Here is a 24,578-nt window from a genome sequence, read left to right on the forward strand (position 1 = left end):
TTAGCGACTGGCGCGTTCTGCCACATCTGAAATAACTTCAGCACATCTTCTCATTTCACCCTCCGTCAGCGTCGGATGAACTAGAAACATTAGGCTGGTTTCCCCCAACTCCTTCGCTACGGGTAGACGCACTTCAGGCCGCAAGTCCGTTCCATCAAAAGCCTTCTCTAAGTAGACTTCTGAGCAGGAACCCGAGTAGCACGGCACCCCCAACGAATTGATTTCGTGCATGACACGATCGCGAGACCAACCACCAGCCAGTTCTTCTGGAACCACGAAGGCATAGAACTTGTACCAAGCATGCGTAATGAACGGTGGCGGCTCCGGCACGCGAAAACCAGCCTTCCCTCGAAAGGCTTCAAGAAGATACTCCGCATTCCCTTGTCGCTTCGCGGACCACTCCTTCATTCTCTTCAGCTGAATAGAGCCGATAACGGCTTGAAGCTCAGGCATGCGCCAGTTGGTCCCAAATGTCTCATGCAGCCACCTGAATCCTGGGGGATGTTCACGTTCATAGACAGCCTCATAGCTCTTACCGTGGTCCTTGAATGACCACATATGCGACCAAAGCTCTCTGTTGTTGGTCGTAACCATGCCGCCTTCTCCTCCGGTCGTCATGATCTTATCTTGGCAGAACGACCATGCCCCGATATCGCCAAGGGAACCCACAGCCTTCCCCCTATACTCAGCGCCATGAGCTTGGGCGCAATCTTCAATCACAGCGATACCATTTTCCCGTGCTAGAGCCAAAATTGGGTCCATATCACACGGCCATCCAGCCAGATGGACGCAGAGTATAGCCTTCGTACGATCCGATATAACTGCTTTAATAGTTTCCGCTGTAATATTCTGACTATTACGGTCAACATCAGCAAATACCGGTCTTGCTCCTACCAACACGATGCTTGATGCCGATGCCAAGAATGTACGGGGCGTTACGATCACCTCATCGCCAGCCCCAATACCGAGTGCCCGTAGAGCAGCTTCAATGGCAACGGACCCATTAGCGAGCGCCACGGCATGGTCCACGCCTATCCAGCTCGCAAAGTCCCTTTCGAATTCCCGCGCAGCACCACCGGTCCAATAATTGACCCTATTTGACAGCAATACTTCTTTGACAGCGGTGGCCTCTTCTTCCGTGAAACTCGGCCAGGGAGAGATACTTGTGTTCAACATAGAAAGGGCCCTTATAAATTTCGGCCACGCGGCCTTAATCCGAACTCATAGATCTGTGGGACGAAATAACCTTCGCCAGGTTAATTCATCACATCGCATTAATACTTATTGCCGTCTGCTCTTCGCATGCACGAGCTATCTGGCCTCCGAGCTTGGCGCTAACTTGCACCCTGCGCCTAGATGTCCTTCATATCGGATAGCCGGCAAGAAAAGAAAAACCAGGCATAACTAAAAATCCCACCACCTAAAACCTCAATACGGAAAAATCATCAATTTACAGAATTATATAAATCCTCATGTTCGGAAACTATATTTTCCAGCGAATAACGCCAAGCTTCGTGCTGGCCCATCTCTCCGAGACGCGAAGCACTTGAAGGATCTTCCATCAACTTATCCATGTGTCCAGTTAGCGCCTTAACATCGCCAACCTGGAAGCCCAGTCCACCATTTGACTCTAGCAACTCCTCGGTACCTCGAATAGAAGTCGCGATAAACGGTACGCCCATGCTCATGGATTCGAGCAAACAGCGAGGTAAGCCCTCTTGACTGGAGGCCAATATGACACAGTCCGATGCGGCGAGTGCCTGCACAACATTACTTGTAAAACCAAGAAAAATGACTCGCGCATTCAGCCCCAAAGAATTCACTAGCGCCTCACATTCCGCCCGGAGAGGTCCATCTCCGGCGAAAACCAATTTCGCTTGCTTCGCCCTTAGACCCGCGAATGCATTAATTACATCAAGTGGGCGTTTGCGCCTAGACAGTTCACCGATGCTGATAAAAATAAAATCCTCAGAGCCTCCCTGCCAGCCTTCTCGAATAGCCTGCACTTCCGACGGGTTCACGCTACTACGATTATACTTTCTTAAATCAACGCCAATCCCAGGCATATATCGGCGCGCTCTAGGATTAAGCCTGGAGGCAGCCGAAAAATCTTCCTTATTAATAAGAACAATCACATCACACCAGCGCGCGGCGATACGCTCAAGAATCCAGAAGATACTTCCTTTTATCTTCGGCCCTCCTCGGTAGAAGTGGAAGCCGTGTGCCGTATAAACCACCCTGACCTTCCCCATCTGCCTCAGCTTTCGCAAGCTTAGTCTAGTAATAAAAGCCGCCACAGGTGTATGAACATGAACAATGTCGTATCCACCTGATATAACCACTTCTCGAATACGCTTAACACCCGCCAACAGATTCCTGAGATCCCACGGATTTCGACTCAAATCGACATCAAACACCTCGCGAAACACAGCGCGGCATTCCTTTGATTCGCGGATGTTCGCGGCCATGCCATCGACAATCCATCCCTTTCTTCGAAAGTGATCGGCAAATGGCAGGATAAAGGCCCTCAGCGTACTTGATACTGTACTTACTTGAAGCAGTTTTCTCGATCCAGTCATTTTTCAAGCATCAAATTTAACTTCACAAACCATCATCTTCTATCCGCAGGCTGAATCGCGGCCAAGCTGAGGCTAGTGGCGCCACCGCAACCGTGCAATAGCTGCTCCGAGCAAAAGCCAGAACAGTGAGAAAACAAAGCTATTCATCACGACCATTGTGAGCGAATTAATAATCGCAAAAATGGTGGCGGAAAACAGCACACTTCGACTCCTCGAGCGAGTCGGCCGCGTGAAAAATAGAGCGACTGCGTAGTAAATCACCACGAACAGAAACAGTACGTATCCGCCTTGAGCCAGAAAGTAAATGAACTGATTGTCGGGTGACTCATCAATTACCAGCTGTGGAGGAAGAATGGTTCCAAATGGATAATCATTGAGGCGCCCCACAATGCTTTGCCAAGCTTGTACCCGCCCCCCTAGATTCTCGGAACTCTTTACCCCGCCGCCTTGAGCCAATGCAAAAAGCTCATCAAATCTGTCGAACTGACCAACCGAGAGCACTCCGGAGAACAGAACCACGCCTACGGTTATTGCGACCAACCCCAGCGCGACAAAGAAGCGCCCACGCAACACCAGTCGGCCGCTCATGATCTCAATCAAGGAATAAGCAAGAAACGAAGCGAGAAAGCCAACGAGACTACCTCTCGACATTGAAAACAAAATACATAGAATTGCGAGCAAGCAGAGCACCGCAAACCTTAACCGCGACAGACTATCCCGCAGAAGCACCGCAATCCAAAACGAAACTCCGCCGAATAGCCCAAGTGTATTGGGATTTGTAAAGAACCCCGTTGCACGGCCGTAAATATTCTCGAGCCCCAGATCACTCTGGTTAGCATATATACTTTCTGCGATTCTCTGGAATAGCCCGGCAGGACCAACCATGCCAAATGTTGAATAGCTGAACTGCGCAATCGCCAATCCCACCGACACTACCAAAGCGAGGTAAAGACAGCCTCCCCACAGTCTCTCCTTTCCGTATGCACCCACTTGGATAAAAAGGAGGGGAGAAATCAAATAGATAACCAACTGAGCCAACATTGTCGGTCTATCATAAAGAAACGCACCGACAATTACATATGTCGAGAGAATGCCGAAGAAAGCATAGGTCGTCGCTGCCAATCGGGACCACAGAAAGCGCCTCGATACGAAGAGCCATAGTAGAAGCAGCGGTAGAGCAAGGACGAAGAAGAAGCTTACGCCGCCCTGCCCCCCTTTAATAAAAAGGATCTCTGACAGCAGAAGAATCGAGAGTGTGAAGTATTCCAACACGACTTATCTTATTGTTGGCAGTTAGTTTCAAAACTGCGCGTCGGCTTCCCCAACGCCGTCCCCGTGCCTTTGGCGCCCTGATTCTTCATGATTTCTCGATTCAAATCAGCTAGAAGGTCTACTTTGTCAATATAGGGCTTTGAGGCCGCCCTCACGTCCTGCCGGGAGACGCCACGCATCTGACCACAATAGGCCACAATTTCATCAATCTTCGCTTCCCCTCGGCGATAATACGCGAAATGATCGGGGAGGACTTCTCGATGCCCAGCATAAACTGGCAAACCATGCATCAAATACTCTCGTACTTTTAGCGTGCAAGCCTCCTCCATGTTTTTGCGATCCAGCGCAAATGAAGATAATCCTATCCAGCAACGCTCCGACAGGGAGCGAATTTCTGTCTGTGGCAATTTTCCGTGCAGAACTATTCTCGGATCTTTTTTTGCCCTCTCCATGTCACTCAAAGATAGGTCCCCCACAAGGTGAAGGACGAAGGAGGAATCACTTCTCTCTATACTATCAAGTAACTTATCCAACCCGTGCCAGTCGATAAAGTAGCCAGCGACAAATAGAATTTCCGGCACCTCACCTCTATGATCCGAAGGTGAATCACCTTGAAATGAAATTCCGTTGGGATAGATTATGAATTTTCTTCCAGCTTGCCTGGAGCGCTCAATCTCGTAGTTAATGATCTCCCTCGTGACGCCAATAGTCGCTTCAGACTCACGAATGGATCGATTTCCCAAGAACTCTTCCAAACAAGTCCGAATTTTTGCCGAGAGATTTCCTGGACTGCGCAACTCGTGGGTTTCGAGCGTGTGATGAACTAGATATATCGGCTTCCTGCATTTTCTCAAGAAACGCAATTGGAATGGATCATGAACATAATGTCGCAAGACGAAGACATCCACCTCAGCCTCTTGACTTTCCAGCCATTGGTGATATTCGGCACGAAGCCTTATCCAATCCATCAACTTCGCAAGACTGGATTTATCTTTCGGTTCTGCGTTGACTGTCTTCGCAAACTGAAGCACGTCTGATGGTGCCATCCAGTTGCTAGGACAAAACATCTTTACCGACCAATCAAGATCTAGCTGTCTAGCGGCCTCTAGCTCGACCTTCATCTGATAGACGATCCCAGAAGGTGGTCTCAAGAGCGCCGCCGCATGCAGGATTTTCATTTCTCTAATAGAGTTCTTTATTAATCAGCAGTCACTTCATAACTGCTGGCTAGTTATTAGCTAGGAAACTGATACCTTCTCAGTCGGCCTTGCCCGATTCGCCACATCACCCTCCATTCATCGAGGAAGATAAAAATTGTGGCTACGAGTACACCAAGCCAGAGCAAACTGTAATGTACTGGGAGCCTATTGCCATACAGGGTGCTTACAACAGCTACAGCCAGAATCAGCGAGAATATCGAATACTTTCTCTTTTGCGGGAATGATCTCCAAACTCGACAAGAGGCTTCTGTGCGTGCCACAAAAAAGGCGAAGAACGCCACCGCATTCCCAACTGCAGCCCCGGCTGCACCGTAGCTAGGAACGAGAGCGAAGCTCACCAGCAAACCAAGAGCCAGCGCTAGAATTGTAACCAGCAAGGCGATTGTGCTGCGCCTCGCAATATGTATACCCACGACCGTTGTCTCTGATAGTGTGTAAAAAAGAGGCTGAGCGACCATGCAGACGACAATATATTTAACCTCGCTGTACTTTGGGGGCAGGAAGAAGTCGACCACCCAAGAGAACATGCCAACGATGGCAAACAACATAGCAATCAAAGCCGCTACGCGCTCACTGATCTGACCAACCTGCTGCAGATCATCGCCGCGAGCCGACCATTTATAAATCATCGGCATCCAAACTGTAGTAAATGCAGCCTGAAAAACAGTCGCGACTCCTGCAAAATTGATCGACATTGAATAAACCCCGAGTTGCTCAAAATCGGAGTACGTTCTGAGGGCGACCGTACCAGTCGCATTCAATCCCCATGACGCCAATCCAACACCGATCAAGGGGAGTCCAAATTCTGCAATTCTTCTCTTCTCATGCGTTTCAACTTCATTCTTTACTGAAGTCCACCAGCCATCCCGCGCATTCCATCCGAATATCGCCACTACGCTCAATAGCGAAATAATTTGGGAAGCAAGGAGATAATCAAATCCGCCGGTCTTACCAAAAATCAAAGAGCCCAGCAGGGACAGAAGAAACAGCAGCTTCGGTAGAATCTGACTGATCGAATACGCCAGCCCTCGCTCTTGCATGCGAACGACAAGTGAAAATGCACGCCCCATGAAAGCTGCAATCGTACATACCGCGGTCGCAGCAAACCAATCAGCATTATGACTCCCGTACAGGGCGAACGAAATCTCACGACCAAACGGAAATGCAATCAAAAATGCAGCCAACAGGAGAATGAACCCGGGGGAAAAACAAAATCGAAAGAGCGCCGAACGGTCCCGGATCTCATGATACTCTCTGACATAAGCCTGATCAAAGCCCAGCAAAAAAACCAAGACGACTATGGAGCTGAATGTGTTATACACATTCAATCTACCGATATCGACAACTGAAAAATGCCACGCCATAATCGGCAAGGCAAGAAATCCGAAGAATGCCGCGCCAATAGGTCCGAGCACGAAGTATGCTAGTTTCTTAGCGGACATCGCCTTAACTCACAGGGTTGCCTTCGATAATTTCATCGATAATCTTTCTGTAGTTCTTTTTCGCATCAAATTCAGCGGCTATTTTCGATTTCACCCGCTGCCTGAGCGCATTGTCCCGCGAGATATTCCAATATCGCGCGATGGCCTCTGCAATCTCCTCCACAGAAGGATTCTTCGAAAGCAAAATCCCAGTTTCTGCATCAACGATTTCAGATACGCCTCCCACATCTGGCGCTATAGCCGGGACTCCCCAAGCCATTGCCTCCATGATGGAGACCGGAACACCCTCAGTTTCACTGGTGTTTAGGAAGATATCTACCTTATTAGATTCGTAGAAGGCATTAATTTGTGAATTTGGAATAGCACCATATAGCTTCCAACGCACGCCCAAAGGCTCCAACTCGCGAGCCGCGAGCTCCCTATGCGAATCCATCAATTCGCCATCGCCAAAATGCACCCACGAGATGCATTTATTCTGCTCAAGCCTTCGCGCCAAGCAAGCCAAGGCACCAATTATCTTGTCGATTCGCTTTAGCGGAATGCAGGAGGAAACCGATACAAGCTGAATTTCATTTAAATCGCTCGATGCACAGATGCCCTCGCCGCTAGTATCCACACCTAGGCGACGGATGGCCATTCGCTCTCTTTTTACGGGATACGTACGACCGAAATACTCCCAACCATTCTTCGCCACGAAGAAGATGTTGTCATAGCTTTGCGAGAACTGCCATTTTAATGGCATATAACCATGCCTTCTCCGCTCGGCATACACATCAAATCCATGCGCTCTCGAGACAACTCTTCGAAGGTGGCCACGCTCTTTCGCAATTAAGGCCGAGAAAGAGAGAATGTCATTCCAATAACTGTATGCTACATCAGCCCTGCCGTTCTTCTCCGAGATTGCTTGGATACCATTCGCAAACAGAAGGGTCTGCATTGTACTCTGAAGCGCTTTCATGACGCAGAATGGCTTGAATCCGAATATTTTCAAAACCATTCCCAATTCCCGCCACAATTGCTTGGAGCACAATGCAGCCAGCCCGAATCGAAATCTCTGTGCTCTTGTATTTATCCTGGCAAGCGTTAAATCCACTTTCACCCCAGCAGGCACCGACCTCGATTCCCCGACGGCCGTCATCGGAGCGACGATTACGTGACAGTCACCCCGCTCCGCCCAAAATTCAATTTCCTTCTCGAGAAATTGCTCTCCCGGGTTATAAGGGTAAGCGCTTGTAAGCAGGATAACGACTTTCATCTGATGAATGCAGCCGCGATCTTTTCGATTTCCGCAATCGACAAATAGGGATGCATTGGGAGGCTAAGCACCTCTGACGCGAGCTGATCTCCGACGGGTAGGTCACATTCCTCTATCTGTACTGCAGGTTGCTTATTCAATGGCAGCGGATAGTGCACGGTCGTGGGAATTCCATGACTGGAAAGCTGAGCGATGGTTCGCTCTCGATTAGGCGTGCGAATCGTGAACTGCGCAAACACACTTTTATTATGCGCCTCGATTCTTGGGAGAGTACAATCCGGCACATCAGCCAGCAAGCGGCGGTAGTGGTCGGCAACCTCTTGGCGAAGTTGAATTTCCTCTTCAAAAATAACGAGCTTTTCCAACAACACAGCAGCCTGAATAGTGTCCAAGCGACTATTCACTCCAACCCGTACGTGGTGGTATCGGCGGTCTTGTCCATGCCGAGCGATTTGGCGCATTACTCTCGCTAGGTCGTCGTCATCTGTAAAGATTGCTCCGCCGTCGCCGTAGCAACCGAGAGGCTTACTCGGAAAGAAGCTTGTGCATGCTATCTTGGATACTGCGCAGCTTTTCCGCCCCTTGTACGTTGCACCAAAACTCTGAGCAGCATCTTCAATTACCGTAATGCCATACCTCTCGGCAATCGAGTTGATCGCATCAAAATCAGCACATTGCCCGTACAGGCTGACCGGAATAATTGCCTTTGTCTTCGATGTAATTGCAGCCTCAAGGGCACTCGGATCAAGACAATACGTCTTCGGATCCACATCCACGTAGACAGGATTTGCTCCAAGAAGAGCAATCGTCTCGGCGGTCGCGATATATGTAAATCCAGGTGTAATTACTTCATCTCCTGGACCAATCCCTAAGGCCATTTGGGCGATCTGCAGGGCATCTGTTCCATTTGCGCAACTGATGCAATGCTTCACGCCCACGAAAGCCGCGAGCTTCCCCTCTAGCTCCTCAACCTCGGGGCCTAGAATATATTTCCCATGCGCCAATACGCGACTGATAGCGGCATCAATACGATCCTTGATGCGACTCTGCTGCGCGGCAAGATCAATAAATTGGATCATTATCAGGCCACCTCGACTTTGCTAAGCTTCCCATCGGATAGTGTATAGAGTGCGCCGGTATGGGGACACCGAGCCTCGGCATTACCGCTTAACGGCAACTCCAGTTGCTCACCGAATTCGCTCATCCATCCAATTTGACGTGCCGGAACTCCCACTACTAACGCGTAGGGAGGTACGTCCTTGTTGACGACCGCACCGGCACCGATAAAAGAAAACTCTCCGATCGTTGCCCCACAAATAATCGTGCAGTTCGCCCCGAGGGTTGCACCACGCTTTACGAGCGTATTTCTATATTCTTCTTTTCTGCTAATTAATGAGCGCGGATTATAAACATTGGTGAATACCATGCTCGGCCCACAAAAAACACCATCCTCCAGCGTTATGTTATCGAAGATGGAGACGTTATTTTGAATCTTGACGTTATCCCCAATAGAAACATGATTCCCGACAAATACGTTCTGACCGAGAGAGCAATCCCGTCCGATCTTCGCGCCCGCGCAGACATGAACGAAATGCCAAATCCGGGTGCCATCTCCAATCCGAGCACCCTCATCCACGATTGCCGACTGATGTACCTGATAGGTCATTTCCATCTCATCGGAGAAGTTGCGCCAATATCGGATGCCCTTCGCCATTCAGCGGGGCCTGAGCCTTTGCCGAGCGGATCGTGTTCACCGTTTCGACACAGTGACGGGCATCCTCGATGCCGTAGCCACGGCCTGCCAGGATTTCTTGGTAGCTGATGGTGTGCAGATCGGTGAAACCTTCCGAGAACTCGATCTCCTCGCCGTCCATCGTAATGGAGCGATAGGTCGGCTTCTTGCCTTTGATGCTTTCAGGCAGATCATTGGCATCGATCGACAAGAACCAGCGCACGCGAGCATTCTCATACTCGAGATAGCCCGCTGCCTTTGACTTGTCGGCGAAATGCAGAACATTGCGCTGTAGTTTGCCGAACACGAAGTGCAGCATGTCGTAGAAATGTACCCCGATATTGGTAGCAACGCCGAACGATTTACGATCGTCGCCTTTCCAACTCTCCATGTACCACTTGCCACGCGAGGTGATATAGGTCAGTTCTACGTCATGCTTGCGCTGGCCACCCTCGGCGGCCACACGATCCTTCAATGCCAAAATGGCTTGGTGGTGCCGCAACTGGAGGATGTTATAGACACGCTTGCCGGTTTCCTTCTCGACCAGCGCCAGTTCATCTAACAGTTCGGGCGTCGGAACCAGCGGCTTTTCGCAGATCACATCGCACCCAAGGCGCAGGCCGGCCGCGATATGTGGCTGATGCAGATAATTCGGCGAGCAGATCGACGCATAGTCCAACGCTGTCGTCGCCGAACGCTTTAGGCGCCAAGCATGGTCATAGAAGCGCTCGAATTCCGTGAAGAACTCGCTCTGCGGCGAAATGCTGTCGATGATGCCAACAGAGTCATTGATGTCGTAGGCAGACACCAGCTCATTGCCAGTGTCCTTAATAGCGCGCATATGGCGTGGTGCGATGTAGCCAGCAGCACCGATCAGGGCAAATTTCTTCAACGCTGTTCTCCGGTTCTTAGGCTTTGATGATGTGGCCAGCGGGCGCGCGGTACTTGCCGCGGCTGTCAACGATCAACTTGGCATGCGCACTGATAAGGGCGTAGTCGAATTTGTCGTGGTCCGTCGCCAGCACAACCGCGTCGAATGCCTCCAGCGTTTCCGCGCTGAGGGTCACGCTGGACAGTTCGAAATGGTGCTCACGCATCTTGGGGAACACTGGCACATGCGGATCGCTGTACGCTACAACCCCCCCCTTGTGCTGGATCAGTTCCATCAATTCCACGGACGGCGATTCGCGCATATCGTCAACATTCTTCTTGTAAGCGATGCCGAGCACCAGGATGTTGCATCCCTTGAGAGCTTTACCACGCGAATTAAGGCCGTCCATCAACTTGCCGACCACATACTCCGGCATGGCCTTGTTGACTTCGCCAGAAAGCTCGATGAAGCGGGTATGCAAGCCGTACTCGCGGGCTTTCCAGGTCAGATAGAAGGGATCGATGGGAATGCAGTGCCCCCCAAGCCCCGGCCCCGGATAGTAGGGGGTAAAGCCGAACGGCTTAGTCGCAGCGGCATCGACTACTTCGAAAATATCGATACCCATGCGGTCGGCCACGATCTTCATCTCGTTGACCAGGCCGATGTTGACGGCGCGGTGGATGTTCTCCAGCAACTTCGTCATTTCGGCCGCTTTGGTACTGCTAACCGGGATGACGCGGTCGATAGCCGGCTCGTAGAGCGCGACGCCGACCTCACGACAGATTTCTGTGTGACCGCCCACCACCTTGGGAATCGTGCGAGTCTCGAACTTGGCATTGCCCGGGTCTTCACGTTCCGGTGAGTACACAAGAAAGATATTCTTGCCGACTTCCAGTCCGCCCTCTTGCACGCGTGGCAGCAACTCCTCCTCGGTCGTCCCCGGATAAGTGGTGCTCTCTAGCGAAACCACCTGACCCGCGCGCAAGTGTGGCTTAATGGCATCCGTGGTGTTGATCACGAAACTCATATCTGGCTCACGGTATTTGTTCAGTGGCGTCGGCACGCAAAGGATTAGCGCATCGCACTCACTTGCCCGCGAAAAATCCGTGGTGGCCTCGAAGCCCGCCTCACGGGCTCTTGCGATGTTCGCGGCAGATATATGCTCGATATAACTTTGCCCCTGGTTGAGCTTCTCAACCTTTACTGCATCAATGTCGATACCCAATACTCGGAAGCCAACTGCGCTGTAACGCAGCATCAATGGAAGGCCAACGTATCCAAGCCCTACAATGCCGATGATGGATTCGCGACCATTCAGGCGCGCAATAAGTTCGTTTGCAGTGGAATTCGACATAGCTGTTGTGTAATTCGGAAACTGGATAACAAACAGACCACGGATACTAGAAAGGGCAGCTAGTTCCTACTGGACGCCGCTGCAGTACCGGGTATTTGGCGGTATCGAGCAGCCAACGGGCCATCTCAAAAATAGCAAAGACGCCAGATAACAATGAATGACTCGATGGAGGCTGTGCTCGCAAAAATTCACTTGCTTGTCACGCAGAGGCTCCTCAGGGTAGATCAAATAGCCATATACGCGCGCATTCGCCATCAATGCCGCGAAACTCCCCTGTATGAAAATCGCGTGCGATCACCGCGCCGAATATTCCCTGGCCTCGCACGGATACAACATAGCGCCATTAACTAAGAATGGCCTTGCTTTCTAAGAGGATCGTATTCGCCAATAAAGACAAACATCGGGAGCACGATCCTCTCTATTATTTTTTTCACCAGCATAGACCAGTGCTGGTTACCCTCTATTACTTCACTTTGTGTGAATTTCCTTCGCTTGCATACCCATAGTAAACATAACGATAGCGACCATACTTCGAACCATAGCCATAACGGAATGCATTGGGATCAAGCCCATTAAAAATGACACCCTTAACATCGATATTGCTCTGCCGTAGTTGCTTGGCCGATTCAGTTACCTCGCCGATTGTGGTCCGCTCAAAACGAGTGACCAAGAACACAGTTCCGCACCGAGCAGCCAGCACGCCGGTATCTGCCACCGCTAGCACCGGCGGTGTATCGATAAGAACCAGATCGTACCGATCGCTGAATGAGTCTAGCAATTGAACCATTCGCTCATTTAGCAAAAGTTCCGCTGGATTGGGAGGCAGAGTACCCGTCGAAATAAAGTCGAGGTTCTCCGCGACTCCACGACGAATAGCCTTATCCAGATCAACTTTGCCGGCGAGAACATCAGAAAGGCCTGGTTGCCGATCTTGTCCAAAATACTGATTCAGATAGCCCTTCCGGAGATCGGCGTCGACCAGCAAGACTCGCTTTCCACCACTTGCCATAATTGCAGCAAGATTCACGGAAACAAACGACTTCCCTACACCGGGGGTCGGACCAGTCAGCAGAACCCGATTATTCCCGGCATCCAGCATGGCGAATTGGAGTGCAGTGCGCAGGCTACGCATACTTTCGACCGATGGATCATTCGGATACAGGCTCGAAAGAAGGTGTAATCCCGGTTTTCGAAGTCTAATTTCCTCTGCCAATGGAATCTGTGCTTGGGAAAGAGGAACCGTTGCATAGACATTCAAACCGCTATGCTGCTCAATATCCTGAGGGTCGGTGATTCCACCATAAAGCGCATTGCGTACGAAAGCGGCAGCGATGCCAAGAAACGTACCAACAATAGCAGCCAGAACAATAACAAGAGCCTTCTTTGGCTTTACCGGCTCCTCTGGAACCGGAGCATTGTCGATCAAACGAACGTTACCGACCTTGCCTGCCTTAACCAACTTCAGCTGCTGCATATTGTTCAGGAGACCAACATAGAGGTCATTATTAACCTGAACATCGCGCATGAGCCGCAATGTGTCCTGCTCGAGATCTGGCAACCCACGCATGCGCGTTGCCAAGCTGGCAGACTTGGCGGTCAGCGTGGCGATCTGCTGGTCAATAGCTTGGATTGCTGGATGATCCGGCCGAAAACGCGTCAATAGCTCCTCTCGCTTCTGCTTGAGCTCTTGGAGATTTGTATCAACCGCTACGCCCTCTTGCAAGTAAGCTTTACCCTCCTCGCTCAAATCAAACGTGCCGCGCTTATTGCGCATCTGGTTGTACTTGATTTCAGCCTGCTCCAACTCCCTCTTCAGTTGCGGAAGTAGATCGCCCAGAAATACCAGGGACTTTTCTGCCTCAGCTGACTTGCGGCGAATATTCTGTGCAACGTACTCCTCGCCGATCTCATTCAGGATCTCTGCCGTAAGACGGCGATCGGCCCCCTCGAGAGAGGCACCGATAATTCCACTCTGTTTTCCCTTTTCGGCAATCTTAAGCTGGTCTTGCAATTGCTCCAATGTTTTCAGGCGCGACTTACGAACCAGAGTAAAGACGATACCTGGCTTTGCCTTCAGCTGATTAACAAGGAGGCTAATTGCACCGATCGTTTGCTTGACCTCGATTGGCTGCCCGATCTTCCCCTCGATTGGTTGATCCAGACTACTTTGCTCCAAGCGAAATCGGCCGTCTCCAAGTACTGTAAGTTGGAAAGGCGCTCCTTCCAACTCCTCAGGCACATCGAACAACGAGACCTTGATAGATTCAGCTCCCCAAGCAAAGCCGCCAAGCCCGAACAACCCCGGCTGCGAAAGGCCTTGGGAGCTATTTGCAATCCACCTACCGATCAGCGGAAAATACTTCGGCTTGGCATCGATATAAAGCTGCAGGCTATCTACCGCTTTACTGACGACCATTCTAGATTGGAGGATCTCCATCTCCGCCGGAGCTTGTGTCTTGACATCAAACAGACTCGACACATCCCCGAGGAGACTTTTTGCATCGCCCGGCGTGTCTTCTACTTGCACGAGAATATCGGCCTGGTAGACAGGGCGAGCCAGAAATGCATATGCCGCGCCCAGCAACATCACAGCGAGCGCGATCCCGGCAATCAACACTCGATTTGCGACCAGCACATCTAGATGCTTGACGAGATCGATCTCATCATCCGGCGGCTGTTGCGACGCAACGGGTACATACGGTGGATTTTGATTCATGTTAGTCACTGCAAATTCTATTTAGCCTAGCGCTCGAATACGAGGCACCCATGCGCCGATCCCGCGCTGAATCAACTCTAGCGTCTGCTCAAATGCTTCACGTGGCTGGCGATAGGGATCGGGAATATCATATTTTCCGGGCTCACCCAGCCGGAAAACTTTCCCCGTAGTAGACGGATGACGGCGCTGTACTTCGACCTTCTGCTCGTTATCCATGACGAGAATGAGATCTGCTTGGCTGGCCAGCACGTTGTTAAGCTGCTGGGCACGGTGCGCGTGAATGTCTACCCCGGCCGCATCCATCAGTTCGACGGACGTCGCGTCGGCGGAATGCCCCACCAGCGCTCCGAGGCCGGCTGAGTAAACGTTGACCTCCGGCATCTCTTCACGCAGCAACCCCTCCGCCATCGGACTCCGGCAGATATTGCCAATGCAAACGATCATGACGTTCTTGATCATTTCAGAACACCAGCGGTAGAGGTGAACCACGAGCCGATCGGCAGCAACTGGTTGACCACGCGGCTCCAGCGGGTCACACCGGCGGTATCGACGTAGACAATATCCTTCGGGCGCATTTCAAAGCCTTCAGCCAGCGCCAGCGAAACAGGGGACTTGCCGTCCAGGTGATACACAGCGGCGTCGCCATCCGGCTGCTTGCGGATGACATAGATTTCCTTGGCGTTGGCCGTATTGGGGTTGACGCCGCCGGCCTCTCCCAATGCCTCGCTCAGCGTCAGACGGCCATTGCGCGGGAACACGGACATTGGCTTCAGTACTTCGCCAGCGACGAACACCTTGCTGTCTTCGCGCTGCTCTACGCGCACGATGTCACCACTGCGCAGCAGGAGGCGGGTGGGGTCGACGCCCATCGCCAACAATCCTGGCAGGCTGACCATGTAATTCTTACTTCCGCGCGTGACACGGATACGGCTGTTGTCCCCCGTGGCGACATTGATGCCGCCCGCGCGGTTGATGGCTTCCACCAGTGTCATCGGCACGTCATCGATGTTCTGCGGACCTGGGGTCTTCACTTCGCCGTCGATATAGACGCGCTTGCTGCGGTAGGCCAGCACACGCACCGTCACCTGGGGCATGTTGACGACCTTGTCGAGCTTCTTGCTGAGTTCACCGCGGACGTCGTCTGCGGTCTTGCCAAGGACATCGACCACGCCGGCGTAGGGGAACTGAATCGTGCCCTTGGGGCTCACCACATAGCCAGGCACATTGGCCGCGCCGCTGTAGTTCGGGATATCGTAGGCGTTGCCGATGGAATAGGTCTGCGTCGGAAACACCAGTTCCGGGTGGTCCCACACCACAATGGACAGGATGTCGCTGGCGCCAATGCGATAGGGCTGAGCCTCGCCAAAGAGTTCTTCCACATCCTTGTTCACCACCGGCGCCTCCGCCTTCAACGCGCGCACGAGGTCAAGGGTGATCGGCGTCACCTTCGGTACGGTATTGGGATCGTCGGGGTTCAGCGGCCGCTGCGGGTCGAACCGCATGCCAGGTGCGAGGGCACAACTTGCCAGCAGGGGGACCGCGACCAGGGCGGCGAGTCCTTTGCGAGCGCTCGAGATTCTTGACAGCATGAATACGTCTTCAGAGTTGACATGACGCCGAGCACGCGCGAGGCGCACGGAGACACCGGCCGACCAGCCGTACCCATGCTTCATCCACTTTGCACGTTCCCTGCCGACACCTTGCCGGACAACTCGGCAACCACACACCCCTGGCCTGGCGGCGAGCCGGAAAGCCCGGCCTGCCTGCGCGCTGGCCGGCGTGTGCATCTATGTTTATCGCCTATGGATGGCGATTTTTTAGCAACTGTTGATTTTAGCAGTTTTGCGAGGGGGAGTTCCCCAAGAAGGGGCCTCCTTCTAGCGCAAAATTGCTATCTTTCAGCGGCAATCACGTCACATTCTTTTCGCCCATCCCATCGCCCGGAAACCCCCACCGGGCTTGCGGATCCGGCTGTTGCAGCTTGGCTGAATCCACCCCCATCCGGGTGAGAATTCGGCACTCGTAATCAGCAAAAAAAGCGGATATATGCCGGAAATACCACTGTGGGCATTGCACCAATTTTTTGCCAGCCCGAAAGGTATCAAGCATTCCAAAGCTGCCCCACCCCACACGCAGGGGGATCAACCCATTTTCGGTTTGTGCAAACGTGGAGGGGAACGGGCCGTACGGGTCAGCGACCGCCAGCTCGTGGAGGCGCGTGCCGATGCCGAGTGCCGCCACCTGACTCCGCCCCTCCCCACGCAAGGGAGGACCCGCACACTGGTAGCAGCCACTCATGGCGATGTCATGACATCCGACCCGCGCTCAGGTTGTCTGAGATGTCGCTGCAACATTGTGCCGCGTGGCGGCGCGGCGGGGGCCGAGGCAGGGCGGCGCGCCTTGCCTGAGGCCGATGCGGACACCCAGGCGCGGTGCCGGTTATCGGCAGTTTGGAGGGACTTCTCTACCCCAATTTGGCGGTAACCCTCCTCTGGAAGGGGTGCAGCACAAGGGGACGCTTTCGATAATCAATCGCAACCAAACACGAAACCGCGCCCTGACGCAATACCCAATGTCGAGAGCCTCCACACAATGAGCATCGCCTTTCTTCTAGCCTTTGTGGTCTTCGAACTGGCCTGGTTCCTGCCGTTCCGAAGCGTGTTCAAGCAGGCCCACTTCCAGCCGGGCTATGCACTCATCTCGCTGGTGCCCGTGTTCGGGCCGCTGATCTGCATCTGGATCCTGGCGTCCAAGCGCTGGCCACTGAAGAACAAGTTGGTCAAGACCTACGCCTGACCTCGGGCGCGTTGTTTGCCATGGCGCCGCTCCGGCGCCATGGATTGCCTCTGCCATCTGCGCCTGCCAAAGCGGCCGGCTTCGTCTCACTTCCCCTGCGTTCCAGCGAAACAGTCTCGCCACACTTGCCCCGCACGCCTGCCACAAGATGCTCCATGCTGACGGCGTGCTTCGGCCATTCTGCGCATCCCGGACATTCCTCCAGCGCCCTGCCAGATTTGGCATTGGTGGTCTTTCGCACAGAAGATTCCCAAACCCACATGTAAGGATTCTTTGCGGGGACTCCCTTTTTCTCGGAGATGTCATATCATTCGGACCAACCCCTCCTATGGGGGGGTTGATCCTTGAATGGCTATGCAGACATGCACGCACCAAAAGAGTGCCGACACGACGGGCGGAGGAATCCAACCAGAGTGAGCAATCCTGGCCGTGAGTGCTTCCCATCTCTCATGAATCAAGGCATGGCGCCGTTAACCAGCGCGGTGGGAGCATCGGATTTCCGGATTCCTTGGGGTAAGTTTGATGACGATCGACTCTGATGTGGCTGAAAAGCCCTATTACAGTACCCGGACGGCGGCGAAGTTGCTGAACGTCTCGCTGGGCACCGTCCAGAAGATGGTGGAACGCGGTGAGCTGGGTGCCTGGAAAACCAACGGCGGTCATCGCCGCATCCATAAGGAGACAGTGCACAACCTGCTCGCCACGCGCGTGGGCAAGGAAGTGCCGGCGTCTGTGCACGAACTGGATCTGGTGGTCTTCCACCCGAACCACCAAGAGGCGCAGAGGATTCACACTCAGCTCAGCAAGTGGGGCCTGCCGCTGAAGAGTGTGGTGGTGGAGGATGTGATCGACACCATCATCGCGTCGGTCAGCAGCCATCCGCGCGTGGTCCTCTATTACGTAGAGGAAGTGAACCCCGAGGAAATGGCCCGCATCGAGAAGCTGCAGCAGTTCTTTGCCAGCCAGCGCGTGGTGTTCGCCGTCATCACCAGCCGGCGCAGCTTCGAGGGTGTGACGGATGCGCTGCAGCACCGGGGCATCATGGTCTTCCTGAAGACCCCGACGCTGGAAGAAGTGAAGGGTTTCCTGCGCGCGCAGTTGATGATGAACGGACGCACGGCCGGCTGATTGCCGGAGCGCCCGGGCACTTCGCGCCACCATGACGGGCCGCCCGGCCCGTTCCGGCGCACGCACCCCAGGCACGAGGCGGCCAGCGCGGCCGCCTGCCCCCTACCCTGCTCGTCCAGGCCCGCCTTGGGGCCCGCGCTTCAGCCGCGCCCGACGAACGGCATATTGGTTGCCATCACCGTCATATTCAGCACATTGGCCGACAGCGGCAGGCTTGCCATATAGCCGACCGCATCCGCCACGTGCTTGACGTCGACCATGGGTTCCGGCGCCACCGTGCCGTTGGCCTGCAGCACGCCTTTCTGCATCCGCGCCGACAGTTCGGTCAGGGCGTTGCCGATGTCGATCTGGCTGCAGGCGATCTGGAACGGGCGGCCGTCGAGCGCGATGCTCTTGGTCAGGCCCTGCACCGCGTGCTTGCTGGCGGTGTACGGCGAGGAGAACGGCCGCGGCGCGTGGGCCGAGATGGAGCCATTGTTGATGATGCGCCCGCCCTGCGGCGATTGCCGCCGCATCAGCCGGAAGGCGGCGCGCGCGCACAGGAAGACGCCGGTGAGGTTGGTGTCGATCACGTTGCGCCACACCTCGACATCGAGTTCGTCCATCGGCACCGCCGGTGCATTGACCCCCGCATTGTTGAACAGCACGTCGAGGCGGCCATAGCGCTGCTCGATGGTGGTGAACAAGGCATCGACGCTGGCGGACTCGCGCACATCGGTTTCCACGGCCAGCGCCTCGCGCCCGCGTGCCTTGGCTTCCTCGACGAGTGCGCCCAGCGGTTCGGGGCGGCGCCCGGCCACCACCACGGTAAAGCCGTCATCCAGCAGGCGGTTGGCCGTGGCACGGCCGATGCCGCTGCCGGCGCCCGTTACCAGCGCCACGCGCCTGGTTTGCGATGCTGTCGATTCCATTGCGTTGTCTTTGTCCAGTTGGCTGTCTGTCGATGAGGGAAAGCCGCCAGGCGGCGGGCGGCCCGCTGCGAAAGCGTGATCCGATTCTTACTGGCAAACCGGCGCAGCAGGTTGCGGATGGCGCATTGCTGGTATGCGAGTTTGCCATGCCTGCGGCGGCAGCGACGGCGGCCTGGCTCTGCCGCGCACAGGCGGCACGTGTGCCCGCGAGACAGTGTGCCGCGCTTGCGGCACCACGATTGCGATCAGGGAATCGGGGAAGAGACAACGCGGAAGAAAGGCGGACCACCAGAAAGGCGCCGGGCCAGCCGAGCGATGCTGCTGCCCGGCCGGCCCATTGCCCCCGTTCCCACCCCTGGGTTCCGTTGTGCGGCGGCCCCGGATGGAGAGGGGCGCCGCCAGTCCTTGATCTTTCTTGGTCCTTGCTGGTCCTTCCGGCTCCGGTGCCCGTCAAGCAGCCAGCGCGTGGGCCGTCCCCAACAACGCCGCTGCGCCCGTATCGCCCCCCTTCTCCGCCGCCGTCTCCGCCGCCTTTCCAGCCTCGCCACCCTCCCCCGCCATCGCCCACCCGAACAGGTCGCGCGGGTCGGGCGCATTGGCCACCAGCTCCACATAGCGCCCGATATGCAGGGCATGCGTCTTGGCATGCAGCCAGCGCAGCGCCGAGTAGTCTTCCAGCGCAAACCCCACCGAGTCGAACACGGTCACGTCGTCCGCCGACTCGCGCCCGCGCGCCTGGCGGCTGACCAGTTGCCACAGTTCGGTTACCGGGGTATCGGCCGGCAACTGCTGGATCTCGCCTTCGATGCGCGTCTGCGCGGCGTATTCCACCGTAATGCGCGCGCGGCGCAGGATGTCCGGGTGCAGTTCGGTCTTGCCGGGGCAGTCGCCGCCGACGGCGTTCAGGTGCATGCCCGGCCGGATCATGTCCGGCAGCAAGATGGTGGCGTGCGTTTTGTCGGCCGTCACCGTGGTGACGATGTCGGCGCCCTGCACCGCTTCGCGCACCGAGTCCATCCGCACGATGGTCAGGCCCGGCACGCCGGCAAGATTGCGCATCAGCTTGGCGGTGGCGTCCGGGTCGATGTCGTAGGCGTGGATGGTGCGCACGCCCAGCATGCCGTGGAAGGCCAGCGACTGGAACTCGGCCTGCGCGCCGTTGCCGATCAGCGCCATGGTGGCGGCGCCCGGGCGCGCCAGCAGCCGGGCGGCCAGCGCCGAGGCGGCGGCGGTGCGCAGCGCGGTGGCCAGCGTCATGTCGGCCAGCAGCAGCGGGAAGCCGGTCGACACCTCGGCCAGCACGCCGAAGGCCATCACCGTGGGCAGGCCCGCCAGGCCGTTGCGCGGATGGCCGTTCACATACTTGAAGCTGTATTGCACACCGTCCGTCACCGGCATCAGCTCGATCACGCCTTCGCGCGAATGGCTGGCCAGCCGGGCGGACTTATCGAAGGCGTCCCAGCGCAGCAGGTCCTGCTGGAGATGGCCGGCCAATTCGACAATGGCCTGGCCCACGCCGACATGGCGCACCAGGCGCGCGGCATCGCCGGCGTCCAGGAAGCGGGTCATGGCGGTTTCCTTCATGGTTGGCTCCTGTGGGGTCCCGTTCCGTTCGTATTCTTTGGCTTGGCGCCTGCCGCTCAGGCCGCCGCCTGCTCCCCGCCCTCTTCCCCGGCCGTGCTGGCGCCCGCGCTGCTGCGGTCCAGCCGCAGCGTCATGCAGTAGGCGCCGCCGCCGGACAGCATGAAGGGGGTCAGGTCCACCTCATGCAGGCGGTAGCCGCGCTGCCCCAGTTCGCTGCGCAGGTGCGGGGTGGTGCGGGTCATGACCACCTGGTCGTGCAGGTTGACCGCGTTCACGCTGAAGTGGCGCAGGTCGGCTTCGGTGGCCTCGATGCGCTGGCTGGCCGGCACGCGGCGGCGCAACGCCACCAGCGACTCGGCGGTGAAGGCCGGCGGGTAGTAGAGAATCTCGCCGCCCGACAGCGGGCAGAAGCACACATCGAGGTGGTAGCTCTGTTCGGTGGCCAGCTCCAGCGCCACCACCGGCCGGTCGAAGTAGGCCGACACCGCATCGGCCGCGGCGCGCGTGGAGCGCGGGCCGAAGCCGGCCCAGAAGTGGCCGCGCGTGGCGTCCCAGATGCAGTCGCCCGCGCCTTCCTGGTAGCAGCCTTCCGGCAGCAGGCTCACCTCGCTGAGCAGGCCGCGCAGGCGCAGGTCTTCGAAGATGCGGGCAAAGGGCGCTTCCTCGCCGCGGCGCTGCGGGTAGCGGAAGCGCGCCAGCAGCGCGCGGCCGTCCAGCACCACGGCGGCGTTGGCGGGAAACACCATGTCCGGCTGGCCGGCCGTGCCCTGCGCCACCTCCACGGCGAAGCCCGCCGCCAGCAGCGCCGTGCGCAGCGATTCGAAGGCGGTCACGGCGCTACGGTGCATGCCCAGCGGATCGCTGGCCCACCGCGCCGGGTCCATCCACGGATTGATGCTGTAGGACACATCGTAGTGGGTGGGATCGATCAGCAGGATGGTGGGTTGGCGCATGGCTCGGCTCCTATCTATAGAGATGGCGTGTCAGGGGTCGGGATAGCGGCTGGGAAGTCCTGGGGCGCCCTGGAAGGTGGTCGGGCGCACCGGCGGCTCCGTGTTGCCTGACTGAATTCTGCGCAATGGCGACGTTAGCCAAAAGGGAGCAGAATGAGCAAAACGTCTCACCGTCTTAGCAAAACTTCAGTACTTTCTGGCACTTTGCCAAGTGCCGTCTGAAATACACCGGAAACCGGCCAGATGGACGACACCGACCGCCAACTCCTCTCCCTGCTGCGCGACGACGCGCGCACCCCCGTCACCGCGCTGGCCAAGGCGCTGCGCGTCTCGCGCGCGACCGTGCAGAACCGTATCGCCAAGCTGGAACAGGACGGCGTGATCGTGGGCTACACGGTGCGCCTGAAGCCCGAGGCCGAACCGCACCGCATCCGCGCCTGGATGACGGTGGCGGTGGAAGGCAATAAATCCCGCGAAGTACTGCAGGCCCTGCGCGGCGAGCCCAATGTGCAGGCCCTGCACACCACCAACGGGCGCTGGGACATCATCGCGGAACTGCGCGCCGATTCGCTGGAGGCCTTCGACCGGACGCTGGACCGGGTGCGGATGATTGAGGGGATTTCGGCGACGGAGACGAGTATTTTGCTGAGTACTTACAAGCTGTAGGCTGGCGTGAACGTAATGCCGGCCGGCCTTCGCCACACCGCCGTTTTGCTCCCCTCTCACACTTGTGGGAGAGGGGCCGGGGGAGAGGGTGGGCGCTAGCACGAAGCGAGCGCCGTCGTACTAGCGAATGCCGGCCCTCTCCCCCAACCCCTCTCCCGCAGGCGGGAGAGGGGAGCACGGTTGTCGCGCGGCAGGGGCTGTCGCGCTAGCGAAGGACGGCCTTCTCCGCAATCATTGCGCCGAGTCCCAGCGCAGCGCCTGGGTTTTCAACTTCGATGCTGTCGTAGATGTCTTCGCAGTTCTGGAGAGCCTCCGAGATCCAGCACAGCGTCATCAAGCCTCACCTTTAAGCCGGCGGCGAGTCGCCTCTCGCCTTGCTTCGAACTTGGCTTCAACCTCGGATGCTGGAATCAGATTGCCAGCGTCGGCCGAGGCACGGCCGATTTCCACTTGACGGCGAAACCAGGCATCATGCCCGGCCGCTTCCTGCGGCTGCCGAACGACATCACTCACGCGCTCTTCTCCCGTTGAACGGTCACAGTACATTTGGCGGCTCTGCAGCGGACACTGCATCAAGCCTTGAGGCTAGGCATTATCGCTTTGGCACTCGACAGTTGAGGATCGAATCAGCGTGGTCCCGCGCAACGCTCCTTTCCTCCTACTGACGAGTCTGCAGTATTTACAAACTGCAATACTTCTACTTGAATCGTGCCGCTAAGCTAGCCATGTCGTCGCTGCGATGACGACCGGGGTTGGCAGCCCGACTGAAAAGGACCGGCGAACATCGGAAGCAAACAAGGAGGTATTGCCATGCTTCGGTCCACATGCGCCCGCTCCGGGCATATCGACTTTCCCAATGGGAAGACGACGGGATTGGCGTCCCATACAAGAAGGCGGCCCGCTTTTGCCAAGCGGAGATTTCATCGATCCGCACGAATGGGAGCCACCATGATTCGACTCGCACTCGCCAGCACCGTACCGCTGGCGTGCCTCCAGAAGTTAGCCAGCGCATCGGCAGGGAGGCCCTGCCATGTCTGAAACCACCCACGGCAACATCACCGTCAGCCACAGCGGCAGCGCCGTCTGTGTCACCACCTGGTACGCGCTGGAAACCCCGCGCGAAGTCGCCGCCGACAAGGCCGCGCAATTGCACAGCCTACTCTTCTTCCTGCGCGACTACGCCGCCAGCAACCCTCAGTTCGGCGAGCTGCTGCCTGCCATGCACGAGGGCATTCTCTCCGTGGCGGAGGGGCTGGCGCTGGAGGCGCGGTTGTTGAGCGAATTGGCGGCTGTGGCAGCCGACGACAACGCATCCGCATCCTTATAGCGTTGACGATAAGGCGCCCTCTCCTGCTGGCGGAAGAGGGCATCGCAACACGCCCGAACCCTTCGCACGCAGGGAACAGGTTTCTGCTGTCATGCAGCAAAATCCTGCCTGCAACTTGGCATGGGGTAGGTCCGGTTGCCAACCCGGGCATAGGCGCCCCCGCGCCTATGCCCACCTCTACGCTTCCCAAGCCAACGCTTGGCTGTCGGAGCCACTCTGCGATCAACGGGACCGAACGCATTCAGCGACCAGGCCGCCGACCGGATCGCGCTCGCAGTGCAATACGACACAGATTGACATCCACAGACCTCGATTCGATTCACCGATGGGCCGCCTGACTACCAATACGGACGAAGCTCGACACGTGCTCAAGATCACGCAGGGCATGCCGCTGTTCGGGATCGTGTTGATCCGCATGAAGGACGGCACGGTCCTGGATGGCGTGATCCGGCGGTCGGACATACGGCACCGCGCCGCAAGCGAAACTGATCAAGCGCCCGCTGGATATTCGGCCAGTTTCACCGTGGAAACCCGTGCCCGGGAACTGGTCACGATCGACGTCCTGGATGTGCACGCAGTCGCCAATGCGTGGTCTGAATTCAAGGGCGAGTATGCCCGTCTCGGCATGGTGAGTATCGCCGACCTTCCCCCTCCCAGCGCAAACGGGTGGAGCACGGCGCGCTGGAAGTAGATCCCCGTCGGGGTATCTTCCCCCATCTTCTCCGCAGCTACTGGCTGCAGCGGCAATCGTACACGCAGCACTGCGCAGCGC

23 protein-coding genes are annotated in these 24,578 nt (G+C 56.2%); 5 read left to right on the top strand and 18 right to left on the bottom strand.

Annotation, left to right across the window (positions count from 1 at the left end; genetic code table 11):
* The 14 genes from BKK79_RS06640 to BKK79_RS40230 all read right to left on the bottom strand — a co-directional run bounded on the left by BKK79_RS06640 (nucleotide 1) and on the right by BKK79_RS40230 (nucleotide 16,682).
* A complete protein-coding gene (locus BKK79_RS06640; protein WP_071037389.1) occupies nucleotides 1–1,176 on the bottom strand; it encodes a DegT/DnrJ/EryC1/StrS family aminotransferase in 1,176 nt (391 codons plus the stop codon).
* A 269-nt stretch (nucleotides 1,177–1,445) separates the two neighbouring features.
* On the bottom strand, nucleotides 1,446–2,579 hold the full coding sequence (locus BKK79_RS06645) for a glycosyltransferase family 4 protein (protein WP_071037390.1): 1,134 nt from the start codon (nucleotides 2,577–2,579) through the stop codon (nucleotides 1,446–1,448).
* Nucleotides 2,580–2,651: 72 nt separating this feature from the next.
* Entirely contained in the window at nucleotides 2,652–3,848 is a 1,197-nt protein-coding gene (locus BKK79_RS06650) for an O-antigen ligase family protein (protein ID WP_157128398.1), read from the bottom strand.
* An 11-nt stretch (nucleotides 3,849–3,859) separates the two neighbouring features.
* Entirely contained in the window at nucleotides 3,860–5,029 is a 1,170-nt protein-coding gene (locus tag BKK79_RS40225; protein WP_157128399.1) for a glycosyltransferase family 1 protein, read from the bottom strand.
* Between the two features lie 56 nt (nucleotides 5,030–5,085).
* On the bottom strand, nucleotides 5,086–6,513 hold the full coding sequence (locus BKK79_RS38860; RefSeq protein ID WP_084084537.1) for a lipopolysaccharide biosynthesis protein: 1,428 nt from the start codon (nucleotides 6,511–6,513) through the stop codon (nucleotides 5,086–5,088).
* Nucleotides 6,514–6,517: 4 nt separating this feature from the next.
* Nucleotides 6,518–7,768, bottom strand: coding sequence for a glycosyltransferase (locus BKK79_RS38865; protein WP_084084539.1), 1,251 nt, complete (start codon nucleotides 7,766–7,768; stop codon nucleotides 6,518–6,520).
* Entirely contained in the window at nucleotides 7,765–8,847 is a 1,083-nt protein-coding gene (locus BKK79_RS38870) for a DegT/DnrJ/EryC1/StrS family aminotransferase (protein ID WP_084084541.1), read from the bottom strand. The genes BKK79_RS38865 and BKK79_RS38870 overlap by 4 nt, the downstream gene beginning before the upstream one ends.
* 2 nt (nucleotides 8,848–8,849) lie before the next feature.
* A complete protein-coding gene (locus BKK79_RS38875; RefSeq protein WP_084084543.1) occupies nucleotides 8,850–9,434 on the bottom strand; it encodes an acyltransferase in 585 nt (194 codons plus the stop codon).
* A gap of 7 nt (nucleotides 9,435–9,441) precedes the next feature.
* Nucleotides 9,442–10,392 (bottom strand): UDP-N-acetyl-2-amino-2-deoxy-D-glucuronate oxidase, encoded by a 951-nt coding sequence (wbpB, locus tag BKK79_RS06660; RefSeq protein ID WP_071037393.1) that lies wholly within the window; start codon nucleotides 10,390–10,392, stop codon nucleotides 9,442–9,444.
* A gap of 16 nt (nucleotides 10,393–10,408) precedes the next feature.
* Nucleotides 10,409–11,725 carry a UDP-N-acetyl-D-glucosamine 6-dehydrogenase gene (gene wbpA, locus BKK79_RS06665; RefSeq protein WP_071037394.1) on the bottom strand — a complete coding sequence of 439 codons (1,317 nt, stop codon included), beginning with the start codon at nucleotides 11,723–11,725 and terminating at the stop codon, nucleotides 10,409–10,411.
* A 463-nt stretch (nucleotides 11,726–12,188) separates the two neighbouring features.
* Nucleotides 12,189–14,441, bottom strand: a complete 2,253-nt coding sequence (locus BKK79_RS38880; RefSeq protein WP_084084545.1) for a polysaccharide biosynthesis tyrosine autokinase — start codon at nucleotides 14,439–14,441, stop codon at nucleotides 12,189–12,191.
* Nucleotides 14,442–14,462: 21 nt separating this feature from the next.
* Nucleotides 14,463–14,900: a low molecular weight protein-tyrosine-phosphatase gene (locus tag BKK79_RS38885; RefSeq protein ID WP_084084547.1), complete on the bottom strand. Its 438-nt coding sequence runs from the start codon at nucleotides 14,898–14,900 to the stop codon at nucleotides 14,463–14,465.
* Nucleotides 14,897–16,030, bottom strand: coding sequence for a polysaccharide biosynthesis/export family protein (locus tag BKK79_RS06685; RefSeq protein WP_071037398.1), 1,134 nt, complete (start codon nucleotides 16,028–16,030; stop codon nucleotides 14,897–14,899). The genes BKK79_RS38885 and BKK79_RS06685 overlap by 4 nt, the downstream gene beginning before the upstream one ends.
* Before the next feature lie 319 nt (nucleotides 16,031–16,349).
* Complete coding sequence (locus tag BKK79_RS40230) at nucleotides 16,350–16,682, bottom strand: hypothetical protein (RefSeq protein ID WP_157128400.1); 333 nt, start codon at nucleotides 16,680–16,682, stop codon at nucleotides 16,350–16,352.
* A gap of 351 nt (nucleotides 16,683–17,033) precedes the next feature.
* Here BKK79_RS40230 and BKK79_RS06690 point away from each other — a divergent pair, with 351 nt between their 5' ends.
* Entirely contained in the window at nucleotides 17,034–17,237 is a 204-nt protein-coding gene (locus BKK79_RS06690; RefSeq protein ID WP_071037399.1) for a hypothetical protein, read from the top strand.
* A 522-nt stretch (nucleotides 17,238–17,759) separates the two neighbouring features.
* Nucleotides 17,760–18,365, top strand: a complete 606-nt coding sequence (locus BKK79_RS06695; protein ID WP_071037400.1) for a helix-turn-helix domain-containing protein — start codon at nucleotides 17,760–17,762, stop codon at nucleotides 18,363–18,365.
* A gap of 140 nt (nucleotides 18,366–18,505) precedes the next feature.
* Here the strand turns inward: BKK79_RS06695 and BKK79_RS06700 are convergent, their stop codons facing one another.
* The 3 genes from BKK79_RS06700 to BKK79_RS06710 all read right to left on the bottom strand — a co-directional run bounded on the left by BKK79_RS06700 (nucleotide 18,506) and on the right by BKK79_RS06710 (nucleotide 21,813).
* Nucleotides 18,506–19,276, bottom strand: coding sequence for an SDR family oxidoreductase (locus BKK79_RS06700; RefSeq protein ID WP_071037401.1), 771 nt, complete (start codon nucleotides 19,274–19,276; stop codon nucleotides 18,506–18,508).
* Nucleotides 19,277–19,726: 450 nt separating this feature from the next.
* A complete protein-coding gene (locus BKK79_RS06705; protein WP_084084549.1) occupies nucleotides 19,727–20,860 on the bottom strand; it encodes an ornithine cyclodeaminase in 1,134 nt (377 codons plus the stop codon).
* A 56-nt stretch (nucleotides 20,861–20,916) separates the two neighbouring features.
* Nucleotides 20,917–21,813, bottom strand: a complete 897-nt coding sequence (locus BKK79_RS06710) for a dimethylarginine dimethylaminohydrolase family protein (RefSeq protein WP_071037402.1) — start codon at nucleotides 21,811–21,813, stop codon at nucleotides 20,917–20,919.
* 243 nt (nucleotides 21,814–22,056) lie between these two features.
* Here BKK79_RS06710 and BKK79_RS06715 point away from each other — a divergent pair, with 243 nt between their 5' ends.
* Nucleotides 22,057–22,479, top strand: coding sequence for an Lrp/AsnC family transcriptional regulator (locus BKK79_RS06715; RefSeq protein WP_071037403.1), 423 nt, complete (start codon nucleotides 22,057–22,059; stop codon nucleotides 22,477–22,479).
* A gap of 333 nt (nucleotides 22,480–22,812) precedes the next feature.
* Here BKK79_RS06715 and BKK79_RS40235 read toward each other — a convergent pair whose 3' ends face one another.
* Nucleotides 22,813–22,992 carry a hypothetical protein gene (locus BKK79_RS40235; RefSeq protein WP_157128401.1) on the bottom strand — a complete coding sequence of 60 codons (180 nt, stop codon included), beginning with the start codon at nucleotides 22,990–22,992 and terminating at the stop codon, nucleotides 22,813–22,815.
* A gap of 517 nt (nucleotides 22,993–23,509) precedes the next feature.
* On the opposite strand from BKK79_RS40235, the gene BKK79_RS06720 reads away from it, so the two are divergent.
* Nucleotides 23,510–23,806: a hypothetical protein gene (locus tag BKK79_RS06720; RefSeq protein ID WP_071037404.1), complete on the top strand. Its 297-nt coding sequence runs from the start codon at nucleotides 23,510–23,512 to the stop codon at nucleotides 23,804–23,806.
* 364 nt (nucleotides 23,807–24,170) lie between these two features.
* On the top strand, nucleotides 24,171–24,497 hold the full coding sequence (locus BKK79_RS06725; RefSeq protein ID WP_157128402.1) for a hypothetical protein: 327 nt from the start codon (nucleotides 24,171–24,173) through the stop codon (nucleotides 24,495–24,497).
* The last annotated feature ends 81 nt before the right edge of the window (nucleotides 24,498–24,578 follow it).

The sequence above is a fragment of the Cupriavidus sp. USMAA2-4 genome, assembly GCF_001854305.1.
GTDB classification, from domain to species: domain Bacteria; phylum Pseudomonadota; class Gammaproteobacteria; order Burkholderiales; family Burkholderiaceae; genus Cupriavidus; species Cupriavidus malaysiensis.

Coding starts and splice junctions, on each gene's coding strand:
- BKK79_RS06710 (WP_071037402.1), bottom strand. CDS start 21,813: ATGCGCCAACCCACCATCCTGCTGATCGATCCCACCCACTACGATGTG.
- BKK79_RS38870 (WP_084084541.1), bottom strand. CDS start 8,847: ATGATCCAATTTATTGATCTTGCCGCGCAGCAGAGTCGCATCAAGGAT.
- BKK79_RS06690 (WP_071037399.1), top strand. CDS start 17,034: ATGAGCATCGCCTTTCTTCTAGCCTTTGTGGTCTTCGAACTGGCCTGG.
- BKK79_RS06705 (WP_084084549.1), bottom strand. CDS start 20,860: ATGAAGGAAACCGCCATGACCCGCTTCCTGGACGCCGGCGATGCCGCG.
- BKK79_RS38885 (WP_084084547.1), bottom strand. CDS start 14,900: ATGATCAAGAACGTCATGATCGTTTGCATTGGCAATATCTGCCGGAGT.
- BKK79_RS06715 (WP_071037403.1), top strand. CDS start 22,057: ATGGACGACACCGACCGCCAACTCCTCTCCCTGCTGCGCGACGACGCG.
- BKK79_RS06700 (WP_071037401.1), bottom strand. CDS start 19,276: ATGGAATCGACAGCATCGCAAACCAGGCGCGTGGCGCTGGTAACGGGC.
- BKK79_RS38875 (WP_084084543.1), bottom strand. CDS start 9,434: ATGACCTATCAGGTACATCAGTCGGCAATCGTGGATGAGGGTGCTCGG.
- BKK79_RS06640 (WP_071037389.1), bottom strand. CDS start 1,176: ATGTTGAACACAAGTATCTCTCCCTGGCCGAGTTTCACGGAAGAAGAG.
- BKK79_RS38860 (WP_084084537.1), bottom strand. CDS start 6,513: ATGTCCGCTAAGAAACTAGCATACTTCGTGCTCGGACCTATTGGCGCG.
- wbpA (WP_071037394.1), bottom strand. CDS start 11,725: ATGTCGAATTCCACTGCAAACGAACTTATTGCGCGCCTGAATGGTCGC.
- BKK79_RS06645 (WP_071037390.1), bottom strand. CDS start 2,579: ATGACTGGATCGAGAAAACTGCTTCAAGTAAGTACAGTATCAAGTACG.
- BKK79_RS40225 (WP_157128399.1), bottom strand. CDS start 5,029: ATGAAAATCCTGCATGCGGCGGCGCTCTTGAGACCACCTTCTGGGATC.
- BKK79_RS06695 (WP_071037400.1), top strand. CDS start 17,760: ATGACGATCGACTCTGATGTGGCTGAAAAGCCCTATTACAGTACCCGG.
- BKK79_RS38865 (WP_084084539.1), bottom strand. CDS start 7,768: ATGAAAGTCGTTATCCTGCTTACAAGCGCTTACCCTTATAACCCGGGA.
- BKK79_RS06685 (WP_071037398.1), bottom strand. CDS start 16,030: ATGCTGTCAAGAATCTCGAGCGCTCGCAAAGGACTCGCCGCCCTGGTC.
- BKK79_RS38880 (WP_084084545.1), bottom strand. CDS start 14,441: ATGAATCAAAATCCACCGTATGTACCCGTTGCGTCGCAACAGCCGCCG.
- BKK79_RS06720 (WP_071037404.1), top strand. CDS start 23,510: ATGTCTGAAACCACCCACGGCAACATCACCGTCAGCCACAGCGGCAGC.